Origin of the sequence: uncultured Actinobacillus sp. (genome assembly GCF_945915845.1) — a bacterium.
Lineage (GTDB): Bacteria > Pseudomonadota > Gammaproteobacteria > Enterobacterales > Pasteurellaceae > Exercitatus.
In genome coordinates, this window is sequence record NZ_CAMEFX010000003.1 from 13,305 (window position 1) to 35,878 (window position 22,574).

Genomic DNA, 22,574 nt, shown 5'->3' on the forward strand with positions numbered 1-22,574 from the left:
TTTATTCTTTTGGAATATTCTATGTTAAAAAAATGGTTTTTAAATCAAAATGCATTCTTAGCGGTAAAGCCATTTAGCGCGATGAAAGACAGTCTACGCTTGGGCTATACTCAAAAACATTTTACCAAAGATGTTATGGCTGGATTAACAGTCGGGATTATCGCCATTCCTCTCTCTATGGCACTAGCCATTGCAAGTGGTGTGCCTCCGCAACATGGGCTTTATACGGCTATTATTGCAGGCATCATTATTGCGCTCACGGGCGGTTCTCGCTTTAATATTTCAGGTCCAACGGCTGCCTTTGTTGTTATTCTTTATCCGGTTACCCAACAATTTGGTTTAGGTGGTTTATTAATGGCAACGATTCTTTCGGGGCTAATTTTAATCCTCATGGCGTTATTCCGTTTAGGACGATTAATTGAATATATTCCATTACCTGTCACACTAGGGTTTACTTGTGGTATTGGTATTACGATTGCGACCTTACAAATCAAAGATTTTCTTGGGCTGAATATTCCTGCAATGCCTGCCCATTATATTGAAAAAGTACAGACTATTTTCACCGCACTTCCCTCTATCAACTGGGCAGATACACTGGTTGGTATCGTAACATTAGCCGTTTTGACCCAATGGCGCCGTTTAAGAATTGCCATTCCCGGGCATTTACCTGCGGTCATTGTGGGGACATTACTGGCATTACTATTAAGTCAGTTTGATATGAAAGTGGCAACCATTGGTTCCGCTTTCCAATATACTCTACCTGATGGCACAGTAGGCAATGGTATTCCCAATGTATTACCAAGCTTTATGTTGCCTTGGAATATTCCCAATGCACAAGGAGAAGTCATTCAATGGAACTTTGATACACTTCAAGCACTTTTACCGGCGGCCTTTTCTATGGCAATGCTCGGTGCGATTGAATCTTTACTTTGTGCTGTCGTACTCGATAATATGACAGACACCAAACACCATTCCAATAATGAATTATTAGCCCAAGGGATAGGCAATGTTGTTGCACCATTTTTAGGAGGAATTACCGCAACCGCTGCTATTGCACGTTCAGCTGCTAATGTAAAAGCAGGCGCAACGTCCCCTATCGCCAGCGTGGTGCATGGTTTATTTGTGCTATTTTCACTACTTGTTTTCGCGCCCGCACTATCTTATCTTCCACTCGCTTCTATGGCGGCATTATTATTGCTCGTTGCTTGGAATATGGCAGATGTTCACAATATTATTGCGCTGATCCGCCGCTCAGGGAAAAATGAAATTGCGGTGCTTGTGGTTTGTATTTTGCTGACCGTTGTGTTTGATATGGTCATCGCGATTTCTGTTGGCGTATTACTCGCGAGCTTGCTCTTTATTCGTACAATCGCAGAAATGACCAAAACCATCGAAACGGCGCACCCTGAAGATTTGGAAGATGTCTTAGTTTATCGCGTGAGCGGCCCACTCTTTTTTGCTGCCGCCGATAATTTATTTTCCGAGTTACACGACAAAACCGTTCATACGGATCATGAAATTCGCCATATCGTCTTACAATGCGAAGCGGTGAATGTACTGGATACCGGGGGGATTCATGCCTTAACACGCTTTGTACAACACATGTTGCCGCACCAACAGTTGTATATGTGTAATATGCAATTCCAACCGTTACGAATGTTGGTGAAAGCCAATACGGTGCCTGAATTACAACGTATTAATTTCAGTGCTGATTTAATGGAAACCTACGCAAAAATTCGCTTGCAAGAAAGTGAATTGAATCGATAAGCCGTAACAAAAAGGGCGCAAACAACTCGTTGCTTGCGCCCTTTTCTTATCTCATCAACTAGCGATGACGGCTGCCTTTAAAGCCTTTCTCACGAAATTCTTTTCGCCCTTGCTCTTTAAAAGTGCGGCCATTTTTTCCTGAGAATTTGCGATCACCTTTAAACCCACGCTCATTAAAACGAGAATCACGGTCATTCAAACGATCACTGCCACGGCGAGAATCACGCTGATCAGAACGTCCACGTTCACCACCTTGCACTTCACGTACAAAAGACATTTGCATTTGTTTATTTAGTACGCGTGTTTTTTCAAAATGACGCAATAATTCTTTTGGCATACCTTGTGGTAATTCAATGGTTGAATAATCATCATAAAGTTTGATATGACCAATATGACGGCTATTGATATCCCCTTCATTCGCAATGGCACCGACAATATGACGCACTTCTACACCATCCGCACGACCAATTTCAATACGATATAAGTCCATTGGTTGCGGGTTGCCATAGCCACGGCGTTCTTGTGAACGAGGGTTATCGCGGCGTTCACCACGCTCACGACGATCACCACGTTCGCCACGTTTAGGCATTGGCGGATCAGGTGGAAGAATTAATTTTTGTTTGCCTTGTAACAACATTAACATGGCAGCGGCAATGTCTTCTTGATCTTGATCTGCGGTGAATAAATCTTCCAATAAACTGCGATACAGTTCTAAATCATGATGTTCTAGCTGTTTGGTAATTTGTGCGACGAATTTTGCACGGCGACAAGCTTGTAATTGCTCATGATTTGGTAAACTCACCTCTTCAATAGGCTTTTTCATTAAGCGTTCAATATTACCTAATAAACGGCGTTCACGCGGTTCAACAAATAAAATTGCGCTGCCTGAACGACCTGCACGACCGGTACGACCGATACGATGTACATAGCTCTCTGCATCAAGTGGAATATCGTAGTTCACCACGAGGCTAATGCGTTCCACATCTAAACCACGTGCAGCCACATCCGTTGCCACTAAAATATCAAGTCCACCGTTACGTAAACGATCTAAGGTTTGCTCACGTGATTGTTGAGTCATATCACCGTTTAATGCGGCAGCGCGAAAACCGCGTTGATTTAGCAATTCTGTTACATCCAACGTGCCTGTTTTGGTGCGGGTAAAAATAATTGCCGCATCAAAATCTTCCACTTCCAAGAAACGTAATAGGGCATCATTTTTGCGGAATCCACGCACATACCAACAACTTTGTGCAATATCAGGGTTAGTACGTTGTGTCGATTGGATTTTCACTTCTTGTGGATTCGTCATAAAACGTTTTGTAATACGGCGGATAGGCTCCGGCATAGTGGCAGAGAAAAGTGCCGTTTGATGTTGTTCCGGTAATTCTGCCATCACCGTTTCTACATCATCAATAAAGCCCATACGCAACATTTCATCAGCTTCATCTAATACGATAAATTTGAGTGAAGACAAATCAAGTGTGCCACGATTAATATGATCAAGAATACGCCCCGGTGTTCCCACCACAACTTGAGCGCCTTGACGCAAGGCACGTAGTTGAATGTCATAACGTTGACCACCATAAAGGGTCACGACTCGCACACCTTTTGCATGTTTAGTGAATTGTTCGCAAGCTTCAGCCACTTGAATAGCGAGTTCACGTGTGGGTGCCATGACCAACATTTGTGGATATTTTTCATTGGTATTAATTTGTGCCAACAAGGGTAAAGAAAATGCCGCTGTTTTTCCACTTCCGGTTTGCGCCATACCTAACACATCACGCCCATTTAAAAGATGTGGAATACAAGCCTGTTGAATAGGTGATGGTGCTGTAAAGCCCATTTCAGAAACAGCAGAAAGGATAAAATCAGGCAAACCTAAGTCGCCAAAAGTAATAGTATTGGTTTCAGTCATTAAATACTCGAATTGATAAAAGGAAAGCACAATGCTCTCGTGTATAACATATTGTGGTGAAACATAAAAAGAATTGACCGCACTTTACAGTCTATCTCATTTTTGCACCACGACTCGTTCGGTTTGTGTGTTAGGTGTTTTATCCTTCAAACGCTCTAACTCAAACAATGCAAAACGATACTCAACGAAATTATACACCTGATTTGCTACGGCTAATTTGAACAGCACTTCCGCTTCGTCCATATTGCCCATATTGAGTTTTTGTTTTGCGAGATAAAAATAGGTTTCCGTTAGAATTTCCGCATATTGTGGAGAATTCGGATCAACAAAGACTTTTGCCTTGTCTAATAAATCTTGTACGGAAAGTTTGCCCAAATAATATTGAACAATAAAGGTTCCCCAATATTCAGTAGAAAGCGTTGCCGATCTTTGTACTAAATTTTGTTTTGCCTCATCTGGCTTAAATTTCAAGTCGTTGAAATATAACCATAAAACGCGATAAGGATCGGTTTTATCTGCTTCGTAAAAATACAGAAAATCCTGATTCGCTAAGCTATAACGTCCCGTGTAATGGAAATCTAAACCACGGTTTAAATAGGTGTATTCATAGTTAGGATCAAGTTCAAGCACCACGTTAAAAGCATCTACGGCACCGTCAAAATCTTCATCTAATAACGAATATAAACCTAAATAATTATACACTGCCACCATTTGTGGTTGCAGCGCAAGTGCTTGGGTAAAGTCGTAACGCGCTAATGCCCAAAGCCCCAAACTGTCATAAAGCACACCGCGCTCGAAATGTAAATCCGCGCGTTCTGCAGCTGACAATTGCCCTACAATCAGCATTTGGCTGATTCGTGCAATCATCACTTCCTGTTCAAAATGCACGTTAGGATGTTGTTCCGCCAGCACAATGCTATTTTTAGACACAAAAATCCCTGTTGAATTGCTTACACAACCCGAGAGCAAAGCAAGGCATAAACTTGGAAAGAGTATCCCAAATTTGAACCAACGCATTATCTGTATCATTAAAATTTGCCTTAGGAATAACAGAAATGACGACCGCACTTTCAATCTCAAAGTGCAGTCGATTCTTTATGAATTATTCTTGTTCAACAACGGCTTCCGCTGCCGGAGCTTCCGCAGTAGTACTCAAGTCTTTCATGGTTAAACGAATACGACCTTGACGATCGATTTCAACCACTTTCACGGTCACTTCTTGACCCACTTGAAGGTAATCAGTCACTTTCTCAACGCGTTCTTCTGCGATTTGAGAAATATGAACTAAGCCTTCTTTACCGCCAAGAATAGAAACGAAAGCACCGAAATCCGCTAAACGCGTCACTTTACCTTGGTAAACCACGCCCGCTTCCACTTCCGCAGTGATTTCTTCAATACGCGCCATCACTGCGCGTGCTGAGTTAGCATCAACTGCCGCAATTTTCACTGTACCATCGTCATCGATATCAATTGACGTAGCGGTTTCTTCTGTTAATGCACGAATCGTTGCACCACCTTTACCGATCACGTCTTTAATTTTCTTCGGATCGATCTTCATGGTGTAAATACGCGGTGCATATTCAGAAATTTCCGCACGCGGCGCAGGAATCGCTTGTTCCATGACACCTAAAATATGCATACGCGCGCTTTTCGCTTGATTTAATGCGATTTGCATAATTTCAGGGGTAATCCCTTCAATTTTGATGTCCATTTGAAGCGCAGTCACACCGGTACGCGTACCCGCTACTTTGAAGTCCATATCGCCTAAGTGATCTTCATCACCTAAGATATCTGAAAGAACAACAAATTTTTCATCTTCTTTCACCAGACCCATTGCGATACCCGCTACGGCTGCTTTGATTGGAACACCTGCATCCATTAATGCAAGAGATGCACCACAAACAGAGGCCATTGATGATGAACCATTTGATTCAGTAATTTCAGATACCACACGAACCACGTATGGGAATTCCGCTAAAGTTGGCATTACCGCTGCCACGCCACGTTTTGCTAATCGACCGTGACCGATTTCACGGCGTTTGGGCGAACCAATACGACCTGTTTCACCCACAGAATATGGAGGGAAGTTGTAATGGAATAAGAAAGTATCTTGACGTTCGCCTGTTAATTCATCAAGAATTTGCGCATCACGTTCTGTACCTAAAGTCGCCACGGCCAGAGCTTGTGTTTCACCACGCGTGAAGATGGCAGAACCATGAGTACGTGGTAACACACCTGTGCAGATGTCTAATGCACGAACGGTATCAACAGTACGACCGTCAATGCGTGGTTCGCCTGCAATAATACGTCCGCGAACAATTTGGCTTTCAAGTGCGGTGAAAATATCAATAATTTTACCTTCGCTCACTTCTTCATTTTCAGCGGTAATTTGTGCAATCACCTCGGCTTTAATCGCATCAATTTGCTCATAGCGAACTTGTTTCTCTGTGATACGATAAGCATCACCTAAACGACTTTCAGCAATCGCTTTAACCTGATTAATTAATGCTGTATCTGGTTCTGGTGCAACCCAATCCCAGCGTGGCTTGCCTGCTTCTGCCGCAAATTCTTTAATGGCTTCCACCACCACTTGCTGTTGCTGATGACCAAATACCACAGCGGCTAACATTTGTTCTTCGGTTAAAATGTCCGCTTCAGACTCCACCATTAAGACGGCTTTATCTGTACCTGCTACCACTAAATCCAAACGGCTGTGTTTTTGTTCTGCCATTGTAGGGTTTAACACAAATTGATCATTGATGAAACCAACACGTGCCGCACCGATTGGACCATTGAATGGCACACCTGACAATGAAAGTGCAGCTGATGCACCAATCATCGCCACCAAATCAGGGCTGATTTGTGGGTTAACTGAAACGACTGTAGCGATAATTTGGATTTCATTTAAGAAACCTTCTGGAAATAATGGACGAATTGGACGGTCGATTAAACGAGCAATCAACGTTTCGCCTTCAGAAGGACGACCTTCGCGTTTAAAGAATCCACCAGGAATTTTACCTGCTGCGTAGGTACGTTCTTGATAATCAACCGTTAATGGAAAGAAGTCTTGACCTTCTTTTACATCTTTTTTCGCTACTACAGTAACGAAAACGGTCGTATCGTCCATGCTAGCCATTACAGCAGCTGTTGCCTGACGCGCGATTGCGCCAGTTTCTAAAGTCACTGTATGTTGACCATATTTAAATTGCTTTACAATTGGAGTCACTATTTTTTCCTTTTAAATAAATAAGTTAAGTGTTTTACTTCCCAAATTGCGACTAGCAAAAATAATCTCCTAAAAATCATTTTTGATAGCCGCACGCTAAAACGGAAAATAAAACTATCGTATTATACTCGCCTTTTCAAGGGATTGGTAACTTTATTTGCAAATTGCTTGTTCTTTTAAAAATCAAGTATTAAACTGCTATTGATAACCCATAAGTGCGGTTAAAAATAAGGAGTTTTTTTATGTTATTTGGCGATTTAACCCGCGCCGATTTTAAACGCGGTTTACCTAAAATTATTGCAGATACGTGTGATTATCTAAATTCACTCGATTTGGCTAGCCTTGAAACAGGTCGTCACGAGATTAATGACCACATTTTTATGAACGTTATGGAAGTAGAGAGCGAACCTGCTGAAGCACGTAAATCAGAAATTCATCGTAAATATCTCGATATTCAGGTATTAATTTCAGGTAGCGAAAAAATGGAATTTGGTGTCACACAACCAAATTTGGACGACTACGAGCCTTATAACGAAGAAAATGACTACCAACTTACACTCGCGGACAAAGATATTGAGCTAAAAAGTGCGGTCGTTTTACGCCCTAAAATGTTTGTGGTGTTCTTGCCCTATGAACCGCATAAACCTTGTTGTCACGTTGATAATAAAGTAAGTAAAATCAAGAAATTAGTCGTAAAAATTCCCGCTGATTTACTTTAATTACCTTTCATCACAATAATCAATATCCTAGCATTGACTAGGATATTGATTAAAAATGGTAAATTCTTTTACATGCGGTCAATAACATCACTAAAAACAAACTTTCATCCGCTGACTTTAAGTAATTCCTCCTATCAAATTCGCGCGAATGTCATCAAACGTAACCGTTTTTGTGAGTTTTCCATCTTCAAAAATCACTTCGAGTAAATCATCAGAAAAATCATCTTTTGCCGTCAAACCATCTACATAGCTATCAAAGCTGGTGACTTTTACACGCCCGCATTGAGATTTTTTCAATCCATCATCCGTTTTAGGATTTTTGAAAATCGCTTTTTCTTCGCCATTGATAATGATAGATGTTGCTTTAATAGCAAAACCCAAAGTGTCACGTGTATTGCGTTGATAAGTTTGCGCCCCAACTCCAAATACAATGTTACTCGATGAAAAGCCTTTCGCTTTTAATCCTGCTAAAATTTGAACCATTTTATCGAATGTCACCCCATCGCCATAAATTGCGCCGATATGGGGATCAAGTACTTTATAACCTTTCTTATTAATCGTTCCACCGAAAATATCCCACAGGCATTCAATAAGTCCTTTGCGCTCATGACTTGAAAGTGCGGTCGAATTTCCACATATAATATCGAAAAAATTACCACTATCCGGACGAATAACGATGCGAGCATTAGCTGGACGAGCCATGATTTCATCTTTTAAAATGGGAAGATTTACTGTAATGTTATGCCAAAAATCTGTCGTATCAGACACAATGGAAAGCATTGAATGAGGAAACTGTTTCATTAAATAACGAAACGTTGGCAATTCATCAATACCATGTGCACTCATTACTGAATGTTCCGACGCGGGAATAGATGTGCCAATTAGCTGTGTTGAACCGTAATATGCTTCAATAAATGAAATAGCGGGGATCGTATCAGTACCTAAAAATGCCGTTAAATGTCCTGCACCAGATGTTTCTGCTGATTCAAGCGAACTCATACCACGCATAGAAAAATCATGCGATTGAAATGGCACATGTTCTGCAGAATCGCACGTGTCTGCCGCATATTCCATGAGTACATTACGATAAGCCAGTGCAATAGATGCGGAAGTAATAGGTTGCCACAATGATACATTTATCAGTGTTTCAAGGTAATTTGTAAGCCAAAAGAAATCAGGATGTGTATTTTCAATGGTAAGCATTGGAACTTTGATGGCTACGGATTTACCTTCAGGAATCGCTTTAATTCGTACAGGCAAATAGCCCAAGCGATGTAAGGCGGCGATGTGCTCACCACTTACATCAATGAATAGCGTTCGCTTAATAAAATCACAATATTCTTGTACAACTAAAGATTCATCTCTAGAAAAAAAATTATCGTTAAAATAATGAATTAAATATTTGATCGCGAAAGCCTGAAATCCAAAAGACACAGCTCGTTCAAGATAAGGAGCGTGCTTATTACTGCGTGGCGTAAACGTGCTATAAATGTATTGAGAGCCAACGGGATATTGCAATCGGTGAGACGTTTTATAAAAATCGCAGAGCAAAGATGGCACAGCGCTTGAACATAAAATTTTGTTATATCTATTTTTCATTTTTGATAATTTTCCACTAATTAAGTTAAAATAAGTATAGTAAATATAACACTATTAATTCGACGATGCACGTATTAATTCCTTGCCTAATTCGCTCCAAACTGTCAAACTTAGCTTATTCATTCTCAGAAGGAGAAATATTATGGCAGGCAAACCAACAGCTAAAACGGCGACAAAAACAATAAATAAAAAAACAGCCTCAAAAACACGCAAAAAAACAACCGCACTTTTCGATCCTATTCATCTTGATCCTAATTATCAGCAAGAACAAGCCAAATACGACAACCCTATTCCAAGTCGTGAATTCATCTTGCAAGTAATTCGCGAACATAATCAGCCGATGAGCAGAGAGGAATTATTAACGACTTTTGCTATTCAAGATGAAGAACGAACTGAAGGCGTCCGTCGCCGCTTGCGAGCAATGGAAAATGATGGTCAATTGGTCTTCACCAAACGCAAATGTTATGCATTAGCCGAAAAATTGGATTTATTAAAAGGTACAGTGATCGGACACCGTGATGGTTATGGTTTTCTACAATTAGAAAATCACAGTAATGAAAAAGATCTCTTTATTCCGAATGGACAAATGCAACGCGTAATGCACGGCGATTTTGTGCTGGCACAAAAAAGTGGATTTGACCGCCGCGGTCGTCAAGAAGTACGCATTGTTCGTGTATTAGAAAGTCGTAAAAAAGAAATTGTTGGACGCTTTTTCTTAGAAGACGGCATTGGCTATGTGGTCCCTGATGATAGCCGAATTGGGCGCGATATTCTGGTACCAAACGAAAGCCGTATGGGTGCGCGTATGGGACAAGTAGTCGTCGTCGCATTACGCCCTCGCACTGCCAGTTTCAGCGCGCCAGTAGGCGATATTATTGAAATTTTAGGCGATAATATGGCAAAAGGAATGGAAGTGGAAATTGCGATTCGTAATCACGATATTCCCCATCAATTTCCACCCGCAGTAGAAAAAGCGGTAAAAAAATTCAGCGAAGAAGTGCCTGAAGAAGCGAAACAAGGGCGCGTAGATTTACGCGATTTACCGCTCGTGACCATTGACAGCGAAGATGCGCGCGATTTTGATGACGCCGTCCATTGTCGCAAAGAAAAAAATGGCTGGCGTTTATGGGTCGCCATTGCGGATGTGAGCTATTATGTTCGCCTACGTTCTGCTTTAGACGCAGAAGCGCGCAATCGTGGTAACTCGGTTTATTTCCCAAATCGCGTGATCCCTATGTTGCCGGAAATTTTGTCCAATGGACTTTGTTCGCTCAATCCACAAGTGGATCGTCTCTGCATGGTCTGTGAAATGCAGCTTTCAAATAAAGGACAACTGAAAAGTTATGAATTTTATGAAGCAGTGATGAACTCGCACGCACGTTTAACTTATACCAAAGTAGCCAAAATTTTGGATGGCGATGAAGCATTACGTCAGCGTTACGCCGGTTTAGTGCCGCATTTGGAAGAATTGCACGCCATGTATAAATCCTTGCTTGCGGCGCGTCATCAGCGCGGTGCCATTGATTTTGAAACCATTGAAAGTAAATTTATTTTCAATGAATTGGGACGCATTGAACGTATCGAACCTGTTGAACGTAATGATGCCCATAAAATCATTGAAGAATGTATGATTTTAGCCAACATTGCTGCCGCAAACTTTATGGAACGCCATCAAGAGCCTGCGCTTTATCGTATTCACGCTGGCCCGAGTGAAGAAAAATTAACCGCCTTTCGTGCCTTTTTAAGTGAGTTGGGATTAACTCTTGAAGGGGGAATGAAGCCAACCACGGCGGATTACGCCAAATTATTGGTGCAAGTGAAGGAACGCTCTGACCATGAACTTATCCAAACGATGTTGCTGCGCAGTTTAAGTCAAGCGGTTTACAATGCGGATAATATCGGGCATTTTGGCTTGGCATTGGAAGAATACGCCCACTTTACCTCGCCAATTCGCCGTTATCCTGACTTAACCTTACACCGAGGGATCAAATATTTACTTGCCAAAGGCAAAGGCTCCAAACGCAAAACCACCGAAACAGGCGGTTATCATTATAGCCTTGATGAAATGGACGAATTAGGCGATCATTGCTCCATGACGGAACGGCGTGCGGATGATGCCACACGCGAAGTAGCGGATTGGCTGAAATGCGAATTTATGCAAGATCATATTGGCGATGAATTTGATGGCGTCATTTCGTCAGTCACGGGGTTTGGCTTATTTGTCCGATTAGACGATCTCTTTATTGATGGGCTTGTTCATGTGTCCACCTTAGATAATGACTACTACCAATATGATGCGGCGGGACAACGCTTAATTGGCGAAAATTCAGGCATGATTTACCGTCTTGGCGACAGAGTACGCGTACGAGTTGAAGCGGCTAACCTAGATCAACGCCAAGTGGATTTCAGCTTAATTTCAAGCAAACGCACACCGCGCCGAGTGGGAAAAACCGCAAAAACCAAAGCTAAAATTGCCGCCAAAACCACCGCACTTTCAGCGCCTAAAAACAAAGGCAAATTGAAAAAACAAAAAAGTGCGGTGAAAAAATCGAAAGTTTCAGACAAAGCCAAGAAACCCAATAAATCAAGAAAAAAATAAATGAAGGAAACAAAATGTCCGAAAATATCTACGGTATTCATGCCGTAAAATCCTTTTTAGAACGAACGCCTGAACGTATTATCGAAGTCTTTGTGCTCAAAGGGCGTGAAGACAAACGGTTGCAACCCTTACTTAACGAGTTACACCATTTAGGCATCGCTGTGCAATTTCTTAATCGCCAAACCTTGGATAACAAAGCCAACGGCGAAGTTCATCAAGGGGTGATTGCGCGCGTGCAGCCTGCGAAAGAACTCAATGAAAACGATTTGGATGTTATTCTTGCCAATAAACAAAATCCATTTTTGTTGGTACTTGACGGCGTGACCGATCCCCATAATCTTGGGGCTTGTTTGCGTACAGCGGATGCAGCGGGTGTGGATGCGGTTATTGTGCCAAAAGACAAATCCGCACAACTCACTTCAATTGCGCGCAAAGTAGCTTGTGGCGCAGCTGAAGTCGTGCCATTAATTCGCGTCACCAATTTAGCGCGCACATTACGTGATATTCAGCAAAATCATAATATTTGGGTAGTGGGAACCGCAGGCGAAGCCACCGAAACCATTTACCAAACCAAACTCACCGGCGCGCTCGCCTTGGTCATGGGCGCGGAAGGTGACGGTATGCGCCGCTTAACCCGCGAATGTTGCGATCAATTAATCAGCATCCCAATGGCCGGCTCAGTGTCATCATTAAACGTCTCCGTAGCAACAGGGGTGTGTTTATTTGAAATTGTGCGCCAAAGATTGGGGTAAATTGGGGAATAAAAAGTGCGGTCAAAATGACCGCACTCAGCGCCTGGATAAACGCTAAACAAATAAGGCTGTAAACAAAATAGAAAAAGCAAAAAGCCGTTATCTTTTGATAAGGGCTTTTCTGAATAAGATGGCGGAAGAACTGAGATTCGAACTCAGGGTGGACTCGCATCCACGCCGGTTTTCAAGACCGGTGCATTCAACCGCTCTGCCATTCTTCCGCGGTTAACGGTGGTGAATAATACGGATTTCGTGCCAACCTGTCAAGCGAGAAAATAAAAAAAGTGTTTAATTGCTGTTTTTTAAATCAATGTGAAATTCACCGCGCTTTTAAGATATTGAAAGCATTTGGTGGCAGCAATAAAAAAGCGCCCAAAATGGACGCTTTAAAATCGGCAATATTTGAAAATTAGCGGCGTAAACCTAAACGCGCGATAGTTTCAGAATATTTAGCTAAATCAGTACGTTTTAAGTAGTCTAATAATTTACGACGACGAGAAACCATACCTAATAAGCCACGACGACCGTGGTGGTCTTTTTTATGCTCAGCAAAGTGACCTTGAAGATGGTTGATTTGAGCAGTTAATAACGCGATTTGAACTTCTGATGAACCAGTATCTTTCGCATCACGACCGAATTCTGCAACGATGGCAGCTTTTTGTTCTACGCTTAGAGACATTTTTTACTCCTAAAAAGTAAGTTAATGATACATCATTCGCCGATCTCTAATTCAGCGATGACAAGGAAGTGTGTATTTTAACGACAAATCGAGAAAATGCAATCTTTTATCAAAGTGCGGTCAGAAAAATTTCTATTTTCTAACCGCACTTTTTTCTATTACATCAAACCGCTTGCTGAAAAATCACATTATCCGCTTTTTTCAAATAAGCACTGATTTCATTGAAATTCATATAACGATAAACATCGTCTTTTTCTTTCTGTAAATCGGCTACATAAGTGAGATATTCCGCAGGCGTTGGCAACTTGCCCAGCAATGCCGCAACGGCAGCCAATTCTGCGGAAGCAAGATACACATTGGCACCTTGCCCCAAACGGTTCGGGAAGTTTCGTGTCGAAGTTGAAACCACTGTCGCTTTGTCCGCCACACGTGCTTGGTTGCCCATACAAAGTGAACAGCCCGGCATTTCAACGCGCGCGCCACTTTTGCCATAAATGCTGTAATAACCTTCTTCCGTTAACAAGGCTGCATCCATTTTAGTTGGCGGTGCCACCCATAAGCGGGTTGGGATCATCCCTTTGAATTGATTGAGTAATTTCCCTGCAGCGCGGAAATGTCCGATATTGGTCATACAAGATCCGATAAACACTTCATCGATCTTATCGCCTTGGACTTCCGATAACAAACGGGCATCGTCAGGATCATTTGGCGCGCACACAATCGGCTCTTTGATTTCATCTAAATTAATCTCAATCACCGCCGCATATTCCGCGTCTTTGTCCGCTTCTAACAACGTTGGATTCGCAAGCCAATTTTCCATGGCTTTTACGCGGCGTTCCAATGTGCGTGCGTCACCATAACCTTCAGCAATCATCCATTTCAACAAAGTGATATTGGAATTGAGATATTCAATGATCGGCGCTTTGTTGAGCTTAATGGTACAAGCCGCCGCTGAACGTTCCGCCGAAGCATCCGAAAGCTCAAAAGCCTGTTCCACTTTCAAATCTTCCAACCCTTCGATTTCCAAAATTCGCCCTGAGAAAATATTTTTCTTACCTTGTTTTTCAACGGTGAGCAAACCTTGTTGAATAGCAAAATACGGAATAGCGTGAACTAAATCGCGTAAGGTAATGCCTTCTTGCATTTTACCTGTAAAACGCACTAACACAGATTCAGGCATATCCAACGGCATAACGCCGGTTGCTGCCGCAAAAGCCACTAAGCCTGAACCTGCGGGGAATGAGATCCCGATTGGGAAACGCGTATGGGAATCGCCACCGGTTCCAACGGTATCCGGTAATAACATACGATTGAGCCACGAGTGGATGACACCATCTCCCGGGCGCAAAGACACGCCGCCACGGTTCATAATAAAATCAGGTAAAGTGTGATGCGTGACTACGTCCACAGGTTTTGGATACGCGGCGGTATGACAGAAGGATTGCATCACAAGATCCGCCGAGAAACCTAAACAAGCTAAATCTTTTAATTCATCGCGCGTCATCGGCCCTGTGGTATCTTGCGAGCCCACCGAAGTCATACGCGGTTCGCAATATTGTCCCGGTCGAATGCCATCCACACCACAAGCGCGCCCTACCATTTTTTGTGCCAAGGTAAATCCTTTGTGATTTTCCACCGCACTTTGTGGTTTCACAAAAATATCGCTTTCAGGCAATCCCAACGCCACGCGCGCTTTATGGGTTAAACCACGGCCGATAATCAACGGAATACGTCCGCCCGCACGGACTTCATCTAATAATACGTCTGTTTTTAAGCTAAATTCCGCAATAACATTGTCGGTATCATGAACACAAATTTTGCCCGCATAAGGGTAAATATCAATAACATCGCCCATATTTAAGCCGTTTACATCCACTTCAATCGGCAACGCCCCTGCGTCTTCTAAGGTATTAAAGAAAATCGGGGCAATTTTTCCGCCCAACACAATACCGCCTGCGCGCTTGTTTGGAATATAGGGAATATCTTCGCCCATAAACCAAAGCACCGAGTTGGTCGCGGATTTTCGTGAGGATCCTGTCCCCACCACATCGCCCACATAAGCCAACGGAAAGCCTTTTTGTTTTAAGCTTTCAATTTGTTGAATTGGACCTACTTGAGTTGGCTCATCAGGCACGATCCCCTCGCGTGGCATTTTTAACATGGCTTTGGCGTGCAACGGAATATCAGGACGCGACCACGCATCTTGCGCAGGGGAAAGATCGTCCGTATTGGTTTCCCCTGACACTTTAAACACGGTCACCGTTAATTTTTCCGCTAATTTCGGACGAGACGTAAACCATTCCGCATTCGCCCAAGATTGCAATACTTGCTGCGCATACACATTGCCTTGTTCAGCGCGAGATTGCACATCGTGGAAATTATCAAACATCAGCAAGGTGCGAGATAATTCTTCTGCAGCAATTGGCGCCAATTTTGCGTCATCAAGTGCGGTCAAAAGTGGCTCAATATTGTAACCACCTTGCATTTTACCCAACATTTTTACCGCACTTTCCGCTGAAATTAACGGACAAACCACATCCCCTTTACTCACCGCAGATAAAAATGACGCTTTCACATAAGCCGCTTCATCCACCCCCGCAGGAATACGCGTTTCAAATAATTCCAGTAAATAGGTTTCTTTTCCTTGCGGTGGATTTTTCAATAATTCAATCAGTTGTGCCGTTTGTTCCGCATTTAACGGTTGCGGCACAACGCCCAATTTGGCACGTTCATCAACCTGTTTTTGATAATCTAATAGAAAGTCTGACATAACTACTCCTGACATAGTTGCTCCTTACATATTAGCGATAATATCTTGTGCAAACTCAGAAGTTGAGCGCAAGGTTGCACCGTCTAACATTTCCGCAAAATCAAAAGTCACGGTTTTATCCGCAATGGTTTTGGACACCGCTTTCACCACCAAATCTGCCGCTTCAACCCAACCCAAATGACGCAACATCATTTCGCCGCTTAAAATCAAGGAACCAGGGTTGCCTTTATTTTGCCCTGCAATTTTTGGCGCGGTACCGTGCGTGGCTTCAAAGATCGCTGCGTCATCGCCAATATTCGCCCCCGGGGAAATGCCAATACCGCCCACTTGTGCCGCCAGCGCATCGGAAATGTAATCGCCGTTAAGATTTAACGTGGCAATCACATCGTAATCCGCAGGATGCAATAACACTTCCTGTAAAAAGGCATCGGCAATGCAATCTTTAATCACAATCTCGCGCCCTGTGTTTGGATTGGTTAAGCGCATCCAAGGACCTTGTTCAATTAAGGTCGCGCCAAATTCTTGCGCCACTTGATAACCCCATTCTTTAAAGGCACCTTCAGTAAATTTCATAATATTGCCTTTATGCACCAACGTGAGCGAAGTGCGGTCATTATCAATCACATATTGCAAGGCAGCCCTAACCAAACGTTGCGTCCCTTGTTTAGAAACCGGTTTAATGCCAATACCACAATCTTCCGTAAAACGGATTTTTTTCACGCCCATTTCTTGTTGCAAAAATTGAATCACTTTATTGGCTTCAGGGGAGCCCGCCACCCATTCCACGCCCGCATAAATATCTTCCGAATTTTCGCGGAAAATCACCATATTCACTAACTCTGGATGTTTCACCGGACTTGGCGTGCCGTCATAATAACGAATCGGGCGCAAGCAATTATACAAATCCAACCCTTGACGCATCGCCACGTTCAAAGAACGAATACCACCGCCAACCGGGGTCATTAAAGGCCCTTTAATGGCAACGTGATAGTCGCGGATAAATGCCATGGTTTCATCAGGCAACCACGTATTTTCACCATAAACTTCATTGGCTTTGCCGCCTGCATAAATTTCCATCCACGAAATTTTGCGTTTGCCTTGATACGCTTTTTCTACTGCCGCATCAATCACCGCTTGCATGGCCGGCGTCACATCTACGCCAATTCCATCGCCTTCAATAAAAGGAATGATGGGATTATCGGGCACTTGAAGCGAACCGTTAGCGGCAATTTGAATTTTTTCACCTTGAGGGATTTTAACCTGTGATTGCATATAACCTCCTGTTGTTGGGGTGTTTTTCGTTATTTTGAAGAGATGTATCGAATAGATTAATTAGACCATAACAGGAATTCAACAAAAAAAATAACATTTCGTAAAAAATCCGCTCAAAATAAGAAAAAAATTTCCGTTTTTTGAGCTGAAACAAGAAAGCGTAAAAAAAAATATTGCAAAACGAATTTAAATAGTGCTAAGTTCGTTAGCATCATAATTCTAAAAAAAATATCTCACCACAGGAGGACGGTATGGCAAACGCAAAAGCAACACTTACAATCAATGGAAATGCTTATGATCTCAATGTTTACAAAGGGTCATTAGGTTATGAAGCCGTGGATATTCGCCCTTTAACGCAGAATAAACTCTTTGCGTTTGATCCCGGTCTTGTGTCAACGGCAGTTTGTGAATCAGAGATCACCTATGTGGACGGTGATAACGGACAACTACTCTACCGCGGCTATCCTATTGATCAATTAGCGGAAAATGGCGATTACCTTGAAATCAGCTACTTGCTCTTATTTGGCGAACGCCCAACCAAAGAGCAATATCAAGATTTTTGCCACTTGGTCAAACATCACACCCTTGTGCATGAACAACTCACCAAATTCTTCCAAGGTTTCCGCCGAGACTCCCACCCAATGGCGGTAATGTGCGGGGTAAGTGGTGCGTTAGCGGCGTTCTATCACGATTCTATCGATGTGAAAAACGAAGCTCACCGCGAATTAACGGCAATTCGTTTATTGGCAAAAATCCCAACGTTGGCGGCAATGTGTTACAAATATTCCATTGGGCAACCTTTTATGTTCCCACAAAACCATTTGTCCTACGCAGGTAACTTTCTCTATATGATGTTTGCCACACCTTGTGAACCTTATGTGGTCAACCCTGTTTTGGAACGCGCCCTAGATAAAATCTTTATCTTACACGCCGACCATGAACAAAATGCGTCAACTTCCACCGTACGAACTGCGGCATCTTCAGGGGCAAACCCCTTTGCTTGTATTGCCGCCGGTATCGCATCGCTTTGGGGGCCGGCGCACGGCGGCGCAAACGAAGCCTGTATTAATATGCTGGAAGAAATTGGTACCGTAGATCGTATCCCGGAATTCGTAGCGCGCGCCAAAGATAAAAACGATCCATTCCGCTTAATGGGCTTTGGTCACCGCGTGTATAAAAACTACGACCCGCGCGCCAAAGTAATGCGTCAAATTTGTCATGAAGTGTTAACCGAACTGAAAATCAACAACCCGTTATTTGATGTCGCCATTGAATTAGAGCGAATCGCCTTAAGCGATCCTTATTTCATCGAATACAAACTTTATCCTAATGTGGATTTCTATTCGGGTATCGTACTGAAAGCTATCGGTATTCCAACGTCAATGTTTACCGTAATGTTCGCCCTTGCCAGAACAGTCGGCTGGATTGCCCACTGGAAAGAAATGTACAAACAAGGCAACTTCAAAATTGTACGCCCTCGCCAAATTTATACAGGCCATACAGAACGCGATTTTTCCCCAATTGATAAAGACTAACATAGCAAAAGTGCGGTGAAATTCACCGCACTTTGAGGCATTCTTCTCAATTAATTTTTCCACTTAATCAATCACTCTATCAAATCCACAAGCTCCGTACGTTCGCCGTCTTTCAAATGAGCAAACAAAAGTGCCAATTTTCGAGCCTGATCTACAGAACGATTACTACTTTCCGTCAACAAATCCGCCACCTCACAACCAAAAATTTCAGAAAGCTCTAACAGCCTCAACACAGACGGCACGCTTTTGCCCCTTTCCATACGAGAAACCGCATCATTACTAATGCCTAAAATTTCCACTAATTGTGCTTGTGTTAACCCAACAGCTTGTCGATATTTTGCAATCGCTCGCCCAATGGTCTGTACTAATTGCTCACTTTTGTCCAATGCCCAATCCCCCTTCTCTTTAAAAAAGAAATAATAGGCATTAGCTCTCATTGATAAATAGCAAATAAAATCTAACATAGACTTGAAAAATCTAACATAGACTTGAAAAGTCTAATTAAAATAAATAGTATATCTAAAATGCGTTTTTTCAGGCTTTTTGGCTTTGAATAAACAAAATAAAAAATTTTCTACGGAATGACGCAACCTGTCACAACACATTTATAAAATTCATGCAAATAATAAAGACAGGATAGTTTGACATGGCAAAAAGTAGCATACTCGCCTACCGATTAAGTGAAATCTTAATTTTATTAAATCAAGGTAAACGCCTTGATACCCATCAATTAGCAGAAGAATTTGACGTAAGTGTTCGCACCATTCAGCGTGATATTCGAGATCGACTGACTTTTCTTGACTGGGAAGAATTCGGACCTCGCTATTACAAATTAAATATCCAAAAGCTAGGCTTTTTAAATAAAGAAGATATTGAACGCTTTGCACGTTTTGCCAGCGTAGCGGATTTATTCCCGAAAGTGGATCAAACATTTTATCAAGAAAAGTTAACCGAAAGTGTGAAAGTTAAAGGCTTTCAATATGAAGATATCCGCCATCTTGAAAACGAATTCCGCTTACTGAAACAAGCGATAGAAGAGCGCCAATTTGTGAGCTTTCTGTATAAAAAAAGCGGTCAAAATGATGGAAAGTTTTACAAAATTGCCCCTTACAGCCTAATTAATAAAAACGGCATTTGGTATTTAATCGGCACAGATGAAGACAAACAGAAAACTTTCTGTTTCACTCAAATCACAATGCTCAAAATGCTTGATGAAACCTTCGAGCCAAACCAACAGCTACAAGAAGAGATCAAAAGTAACGACAGCATTTCTTTTGGCAATCAACTCAGTGAAGTTTTGGTCAAAGTCTCTAGCTTTGCCGCCCCTTACTTCCTTCGCCGAAATTTACTGCCTAATCAAAAACTGGTGCATAAATCGGAAAACGGCGAACTTATTTTAGCAAGCGAAAACGTAAACGAACTCGACATCGTACCGCTTGTGCAATATTGGATCCCTCATTTAACCATTATCAGCCCTGATGGATTACAAGAAAAAATGATAGATAAGTTAAAACAATATATGACGAATAATTAAGGGAAAAAAATGAAACAAATTAATTTTTCAGAATCATTTTCAACCATTAAAGAATTAATTCACCAACATCAAGACTTTGAAGTCTGTGATATGGATTTGGTTGATTTATTTAGCTTTAGTCAAGAACTTGAAAAATATATTGAAAGTTTAAATTTGAAATGCCGAGTTTATACCAAAAACCGCTTAGCCACAGGCTTATCTGCAGTATTAAATCCTCGTTGGGGCATTTTATCCCTTGCAGCCATTGCTGCGCATAATTTAATGACATTAAACCCCGACTGTGAAATCTATCGAGATCTTGCGAATAAAAGGGTTGGGGTGGAGTGGAAGAAATAATTTTCTTCGCAAAAATGTTTTTAAAGGAATGAGATATAAGTATGTTTGGTAATAAATCAAAAATAATTGATGGCTTTTTTGTTAAATATAAAAAGCGTATAGAAGATACGACACCAGTAGAGCTTATACGACTCGGTTGGCCTTTTCGTTTTTTCTCAAATCCCACGGAAGAGATGAAGCTAGCTGCTGTAAAAGTGAATGGTTGTGATATTGAATATATTGAAAATCCAACAGAAGAAATGAAGCTGCTTGCGATTAAAGAAAATGGTTATGCTATTCGATATATAAAAAATCCAACGGAAGAAATGAAACTGGAAGCAGTTAAAAATAATGGTTGGGCTATTAAATATATTGAAGATCCAACAGACGAAATGAAACAAGAGGCGGATAAACAGGAAAAGAAACTATATAGACATTTAAAGGTTCTATTCCACAATTCTTATAAAAAAGAAAAAATGATGATTTAGTATTTTTACTAAAGTATTTCTATCTTTTGTAACAATTACCACCATAATTTAATGACTTTAAACCCTGACTGTGAAATCTATCGAGATCTTGCGAATAAAAGGGTTGGAGCGAGAAAAATATTTTTTTATACGCAATGGAGTAATTTAATATGAACTATCAAGCATTCTTAGATTCTGCGTTTGACCTAAAAAAAGAAGAGTTAAATATAGGAAAACTTGAAGAGAAAATCTCTGAAGGAAAAGAAAAACTTAATGTATTAATCATGGGGGCAAGTGGCGTAGGTAAAAGCTCTTTAATTAATGCAATATTTGGTATGGAGATAGCAAAAACAGGAGATGGTAAACCTATAACACAAGAATTGGAGAAAATCTCTGTAAAAGAGAAAGGATTAACTTTATGGGATACAAAAGGAATCGAATCTAAAGACTTCGATGCAACAATGAAAGCCCTTGAAGATGAAATTGAAAAGGGAGTTCAAAGTTTAAATCACAAAAATGCACCACATATCGCATTACTTTGTATTAGTGAAGCATCAAAGCGCGTTGAACCTCGGGAGTTAGAGCTAATTGCACTTAGTCAAAAATATAAGATTCCAACAATCATTGTATTTACTAAAACTGAGCATGAGGCGGGGCAAAATTTCGTTGATAACGCAAAAGAAATTATAAATAAAAAATATAAGGATTTTATTAAAGATCGCTATGCTAGAGTTAATTCAGTAGAATATGTCATACAAGGACATAAATTTTCCAAAAGTGGGCTAGAACCATTAATTGATTTAATTTCATCTTGTATTGAAGAAGGACATAGTGCGATACAAAAGCATTTTCTGAAAATTCAAACCGTTAAAATAGAAGAAAAATATCAAGCAATGCTAGAAGAAGCTAAAAAAATTGTTCATCTTGCAGCAACCTCAGCTGGAGCTGTTGGAGCCTCACCAATCCCAGGATCAGATGCCCCTGCTATTGCAGCAATACAAGGTACGATGATTTATAAACTTAATAGTGAATTTGAAGTAGATATGGAACAAGCTGCTGCAACATCTGTCATTACAGGAATTTTAGGTATTACAGCCTTAGCTCAAGTTGGGAAAGCTGTTGTTGCTGGCGTATTAAAATTTATCCCTGTAGCTGGCGCTATTCTGGGTGGAGCAATATCTGCTACAACTGCCTTTGCTATTACAGAAGCGGTTGGCTTTGCATATATTGAAGTATTAAAAAGATTCTACAATGCTGAAACTGGAAAAGTAGATTTTCCTGAAAACACAGCACTAATCGTAGATGTATTTAATCAAATATTTAAAAAACCATAATTTTCATAAAACCATATTTTCTAAATATAAAATGAGAGTGTAAGCTCTCATTTTATAAAAAAGGAATTATTTATGCCTATCTATGATCCTG

17 protein-coding genes and 1 tRNA gene are annotated in these 22,574 nt (G+C 41.3%); 9 read left to right on the forward strand and 9 right to left on the reverse strand.

What is annotated here, in order from left to right; translation table 11 throughout:
* The first annotated feature begins 21 nt into the window (after positions 1 to 21).
* Positions 22 to 1,767 (forward strand): C4-dicarboxylic acid transporter DauA, encoded by a 1,746-nt coding sequence (gene dauA / locus Q0O89_RS01690; RefSeq protein WP_293730061.1) that lies wholly within the window; start codon positions 22 to 24, stop codon positions 1,765 to 1,767.
* A 58-nt stretch (positions 1,768 to 1,825) separates the two neighbouring features.
* Here the strand turns inward: dauA and Q0O89_RS01695 are convergent, their stop codons facing one another.
* The 3 genes from Q0O89_RS01695 to pnp form a co-directional block, all read right to left on the reverse strand.
* Positions 1,826 to 3,682 carry a DEAD/DEAH box helicase gene (locus Q0O89_RS01695; protein ID WP_293730062.1) on the reverse strand — a complete coding sequence of 619 codons (1,857 nt, stop codon included), beginning with the start codon at positions 3,680 to 3,682 and terminating at the stop codon, positions 1,826 to 1,828.
* 96 nt (positions 3,683 to 3,778) lie between these two features.
* Positions 3,779 to 4,699: a lipoprotein NlpI gene (gene nlpI / locus Q0O89_RS01700; RefSeq protein WP_293730063.1), complete on the reverse strand. Its 921-nt coding sequence runs from the start codon at positions 4,697 to 4,699 to the stop codon at positions 3,779 to 3,781.
* Positions 4,700 to 4,784: 85 nt separating this feature from the next.
* Positions 4,785 to 6,908 carry a polyribonucleotide nucleotidyltransferase gene (gene pnp / locus Q0O89_RS01705; protein ID WP_293730064.1) on the reverse strand — a complete coding sequence of 708 codons (2,124 nt, stop codon included), beginning with the start codon at positions 6,906 to 6,908 and terminating at the stop codon, positions 4,785 to 4,787.
* A gap of 242 nt (positions 6,909 to 7,150) precedes the next feature.
* Between pnp and nanQ the strand changes: the two genes are divergently transcribed.
* On the forward strand, positions 7,151 to 7,627 hold the full coding sequence (gene nanQ / locus Q0O89_RS01710; RefSeq protein ID WP_293730065.1) for an N-acetylneuraminate anomerase: 477 nt from the start codon (positions 7,151 to 7,153) through the stop codon (positions 7,625 to 7,627).
* A gap of 117 nt (positions 7,628 to 7,744) precedes the next feature.
* Here the strand turns inward: nanQ and Q0O89_RS01715 are convergent, their stop codons facing one another.
* Positions 7,745 to 9,226 (reverse strand): nicotinate phosphoribosyltransferase, encoded by a 1,482-nt coding sequence (locus Q0O89_RS01715; RefSeq protein ID WP_293730066.1) that lies wholly within the window; start codon positions 9,224 to 9,226, stop codon positions 7,745 to 7,747.
* A gap of 142 nt (positions 9,227 to 9,368) precedes the next feature.
* Between Q0O89_RS01715 and rnr the strand changes: the two genes are divergently transcribed.
* Together rnr and rlmB are read left to right on the forward strand one after the other, a co-directional pair.
* Entirely contained in the window at positions 9,369 to 11,825 is a 2,457-nt protein-coding gene (rnr, locus tag Q0O89_RS01720) for a ribonuclease R (RefSeq protein ID WP_293730067.1), read from the forward strand.
* A 14-nt stretch (positions 11,826 to 11,839) separates the two neighbouring features.
* The gene (gene rlmB / locus Q0O89_RS01725) at positions 11,840 to 12,577 is read left to right on the forward strand and encodes a 23S rRNA (guanosine(2251)-2'-O)-methyltransferase RlmB (RefSeq protein WP_273383087.1); all 738 of its coding nucleotides are present in this window, start codon (positions 11,840 to 11,842) and stop codon (positions 12,575 to 12,577) included.
* Between the two features lie 131 nt (positions 12,578 to 12,708).
* Here the strand turns inward: rlmB and Q0O89_RS01730 are convergent.
* From Q0O89_RS01730 to icd, 4 genes are all read right to left on the reverse strand, one after another.
* A tRNA-Ser gene (locus tag Q0O89_RS01730) sits at positions 12,709 to 12,798 on the reverse strand.
* A 188-nt stretch (positions 12,799 to 12,986) separates the two neighbouring features.
* Positions 12,987 to 13,256 (reverse strand): 30S ribosomal protein S15, encoded by a 270-nt coding sequence (gene rpsO / locus Q0O89_RS01735; protein ID WP_135709231.1) that lies wholly within the window; start codon positions 13,254 to 13,256, stop codon positions 12,987 to 12,989.
* A gap of 163 nt (positions 13,257 to 13,419) precedes the next feature.
* Positions 13,420 to 16,026 (reverse strand): bifunctional aconitate hydratase 2/2-methylisocitrate dehydratase, encoded by a 2,607-nt coding sequence (acnB, locus tag Q0O89_RS01740; RefSeq protein ID WP_293730068.1) that lies wholly within the window; start codon positions 16,024 to 16,026, stop codon positions 13,420 to 13,422.
* Positions 16,027 to 16,050: 24 nt separating this feature from the next.
* Positions 16,051 to 17,298: an NADP-dependent isocitrate dehydrogenase gene (gene icd / locus Q0O89_RS01745; protein ID WP_293730069.1), complete on the reverse strand. Its 1,248-nt coding sequence runs from the start codon at positions 17,296 to 17,298 to the stop codon at positions 16,051 to 16,053.
* 251 nt (positions 17,299 to 17,549) lie between these two features.
* On the opposite strand from icd, the gene Q0O89_RS01750 reads away from it, so the two are divergent.
* Positions 17,550 to 18,833 (forward strand): citrate synthase, encoded by a 1,284-nt coding sequence (locus tag Q0O89_RS01750; protein ID WP_293730070.1) that lies wholly within the window; start codon positions 17,550 to 17,552, stop codon positions 18,831 to 18,833.
* Between the two features lie 71 nt (positions 18,834 to 18,904).
* Here the strand turns inward: Q0O89_RS01750 and Q0O89_RS01755 are convergent, their stop codons facing one another.
* Positions 18,905 to 19,297, reverse strand: coding sequence for a helix-turn-helix transcriptional regulator (locus tag Q0O89_RS01755; protein WP_293730071.1), 393 nt, complete (start codon positions 19,295 to 19,297; stop codon positions 18,905 to 18,907).
* A 182-nt stretch (positions 19,298 to 19,479) separates the two neighbouring features.
* Between Q0O89_RS01755 and Q0O89_RS01760 the strand changes: the two genes are divergently transcribed.
* The 4 genes from Q0O89_RS01760 to Q0O89_RS01775 all read left to right on the forward strand — a co-directional run bounded on the left by Q0O89_RS01760 (position 19,480) and on the right by Q0O89_RS01775 (position 22,483).
* On the forward strand, positions 19,480 to 20,367 hold the full coding sequence (locus tag Q0O89_RS01760) for a WYL domain-containing transcriptional regulator (RefSeq protein WP_293730072.1): 888 nt from the start codon (positions 19,480 to 19,482) through the stop codon (positions 20,365 to 20,367).
* Positions 20,368 to 20,376: 9 nt separating this feature from the next.
* A complete protein-coding gene (locus Q0O89_RS01765; protein WP_293730073.1) occupies positions 20,377 to 20,703 on the forward strand; it encodes a hypothetical protein in 327 nt (108 codons plus the stop codon).
* 41 nt (positions 20,704 to 20,744) lie between these two features.
* Positions 20,745 to 21,170 carry a DUF4116 domain-containing protein gene (locus Q0O89_RS01770; protein ID WP_293730074.1) on the forward strand — a complete coding sequence of 142 codons (426 nt, stop codon included), beginning with the start codon at positions 20,745 to 20,747 and terminating at the stop codon, positions 21,168 to 21,170.
* A gap of 149 nt (positions 21,171 to 21,319) precedes the next feature.
* Positions 21,320 to 22,483 (forward strand): GTPase, encoded by a 1,164-nt coding sequence (locus Q0O89_RS01775; protein WP_293730075.1) that lies wholly within the window; start codon positions 21,320 to 21,322, stop codon positions 22,481 to 22,483.
* Positions 22,484 to 22,574 lie beyond the last annotated feature (91 nt).

Bases quoted from the DNA above. Each gene is read 5' to 3' on its own strand.
- dauA (WP_293730061.1), top strand. From the start codon at position 22: ATGTTAAAAAAATGGTTTTTAAATCAAAATGCATTCTTAGCGGTAAAG.
- Q0O89_RS01695 (WP_293730062.1), bottom strand. From the start codon at position 3,682: ATGACTGAAACCAATACTATTACTTTTGGCGACTTAGGTTTGCCTGAT.
- nlpI (WP_293730063.1), bottom strand. From the start codon at position 4,699: ATGCGTTGGTTCAAATTTGGGATACTCTTTCCAAGTTTATGCCTTGCT.
- nanQ (WP_293730065.1), top strand. From the start codon at position 7,151: ATGTTATTTGGCGATTTAACCCGCGCCGATTTTAAACGCGGTTTACCT.
- Q0O89_RS01715 (WP_293730066.1), bottom strand. From the start codon at position 9,226: ATGAAAAATAGATATAACAAAATTTTATGTTCAAGCGCTGTGCCATCT.
- rnr (WP_293730067.1), top strand. From the start codon at position 9,369: ATGGCAGGCAAACCAACAGCTAAAACGGCGACAAAAACAATAAATAAA.
- rlmB (WP_273383087.1), top strand. From the start codon at position 11,840: ATGTCCGAAAATATCTACGGTATTCATGCCGTAAAATCCTTTTTAGAA.
- rpsO (WP_135709231.1), bottom strand. From the start codon at position 13,256: ATGTCTCTAAGCGTAGAACAAAAAGCTGCCATCGTTGCAGAATTCGGT.
- acnB (WP_293730068.1), bottom strand. From the start codon at position 16,026: ATGTCAGACTTTCTATTAGATTATCAAAAACAGGTTGATGAACGTGCC.
- icd (WP_293730069.1), bottom strand. From the start codon at position 17,298: ATGCAATCACAGGTTAAAATCCCTCAAGGTGAAAAAATTCAAATTGCC.
- Q0O89_RS01750 (WP_293730070.1), top strand. From the start codon at position 17,550: ATGGCAAACGCAAAAGCAACACTTACAATCAATGGAAATGCTTATGAT.
- Q0O89_RS01755 (WP_293730071.1), bottom strand. From the start codon at position 19,297: ATGTTAGATTTTATTTGCTATTTATCAATGAGAGCTAATGCCTATTAT.
- Q0O89_RS01760 (WP_293730072.1), top strand. From the start codon at position 19,480: ATGGCAAAAAGTAGCATACTCGCCTACCGATTAAGTGAAATCTTAATT.
- Q0O89_RS01765 (WP_293730073.1), top strand. From the start codon at position 20,377: ATGAAACAAATTAATTTTTCAGAATCATTTTCAACCATTAAAGAATTA.
- Q0O89_RS01770 (WP_293730074.1), top strand. From the start codon at position 20,745: ATGTTTGGTAATAAATCAAAAATAATTGATGGCTTTTTTGTTAAATAT.
- Q0O89_RS01775 (WP_293730075.1), top strand. From the start codon at position 21,320: ATGAACTATCAAGCATTCTTAGATTCTGCGTTTGACCTAAAAAAAGAA.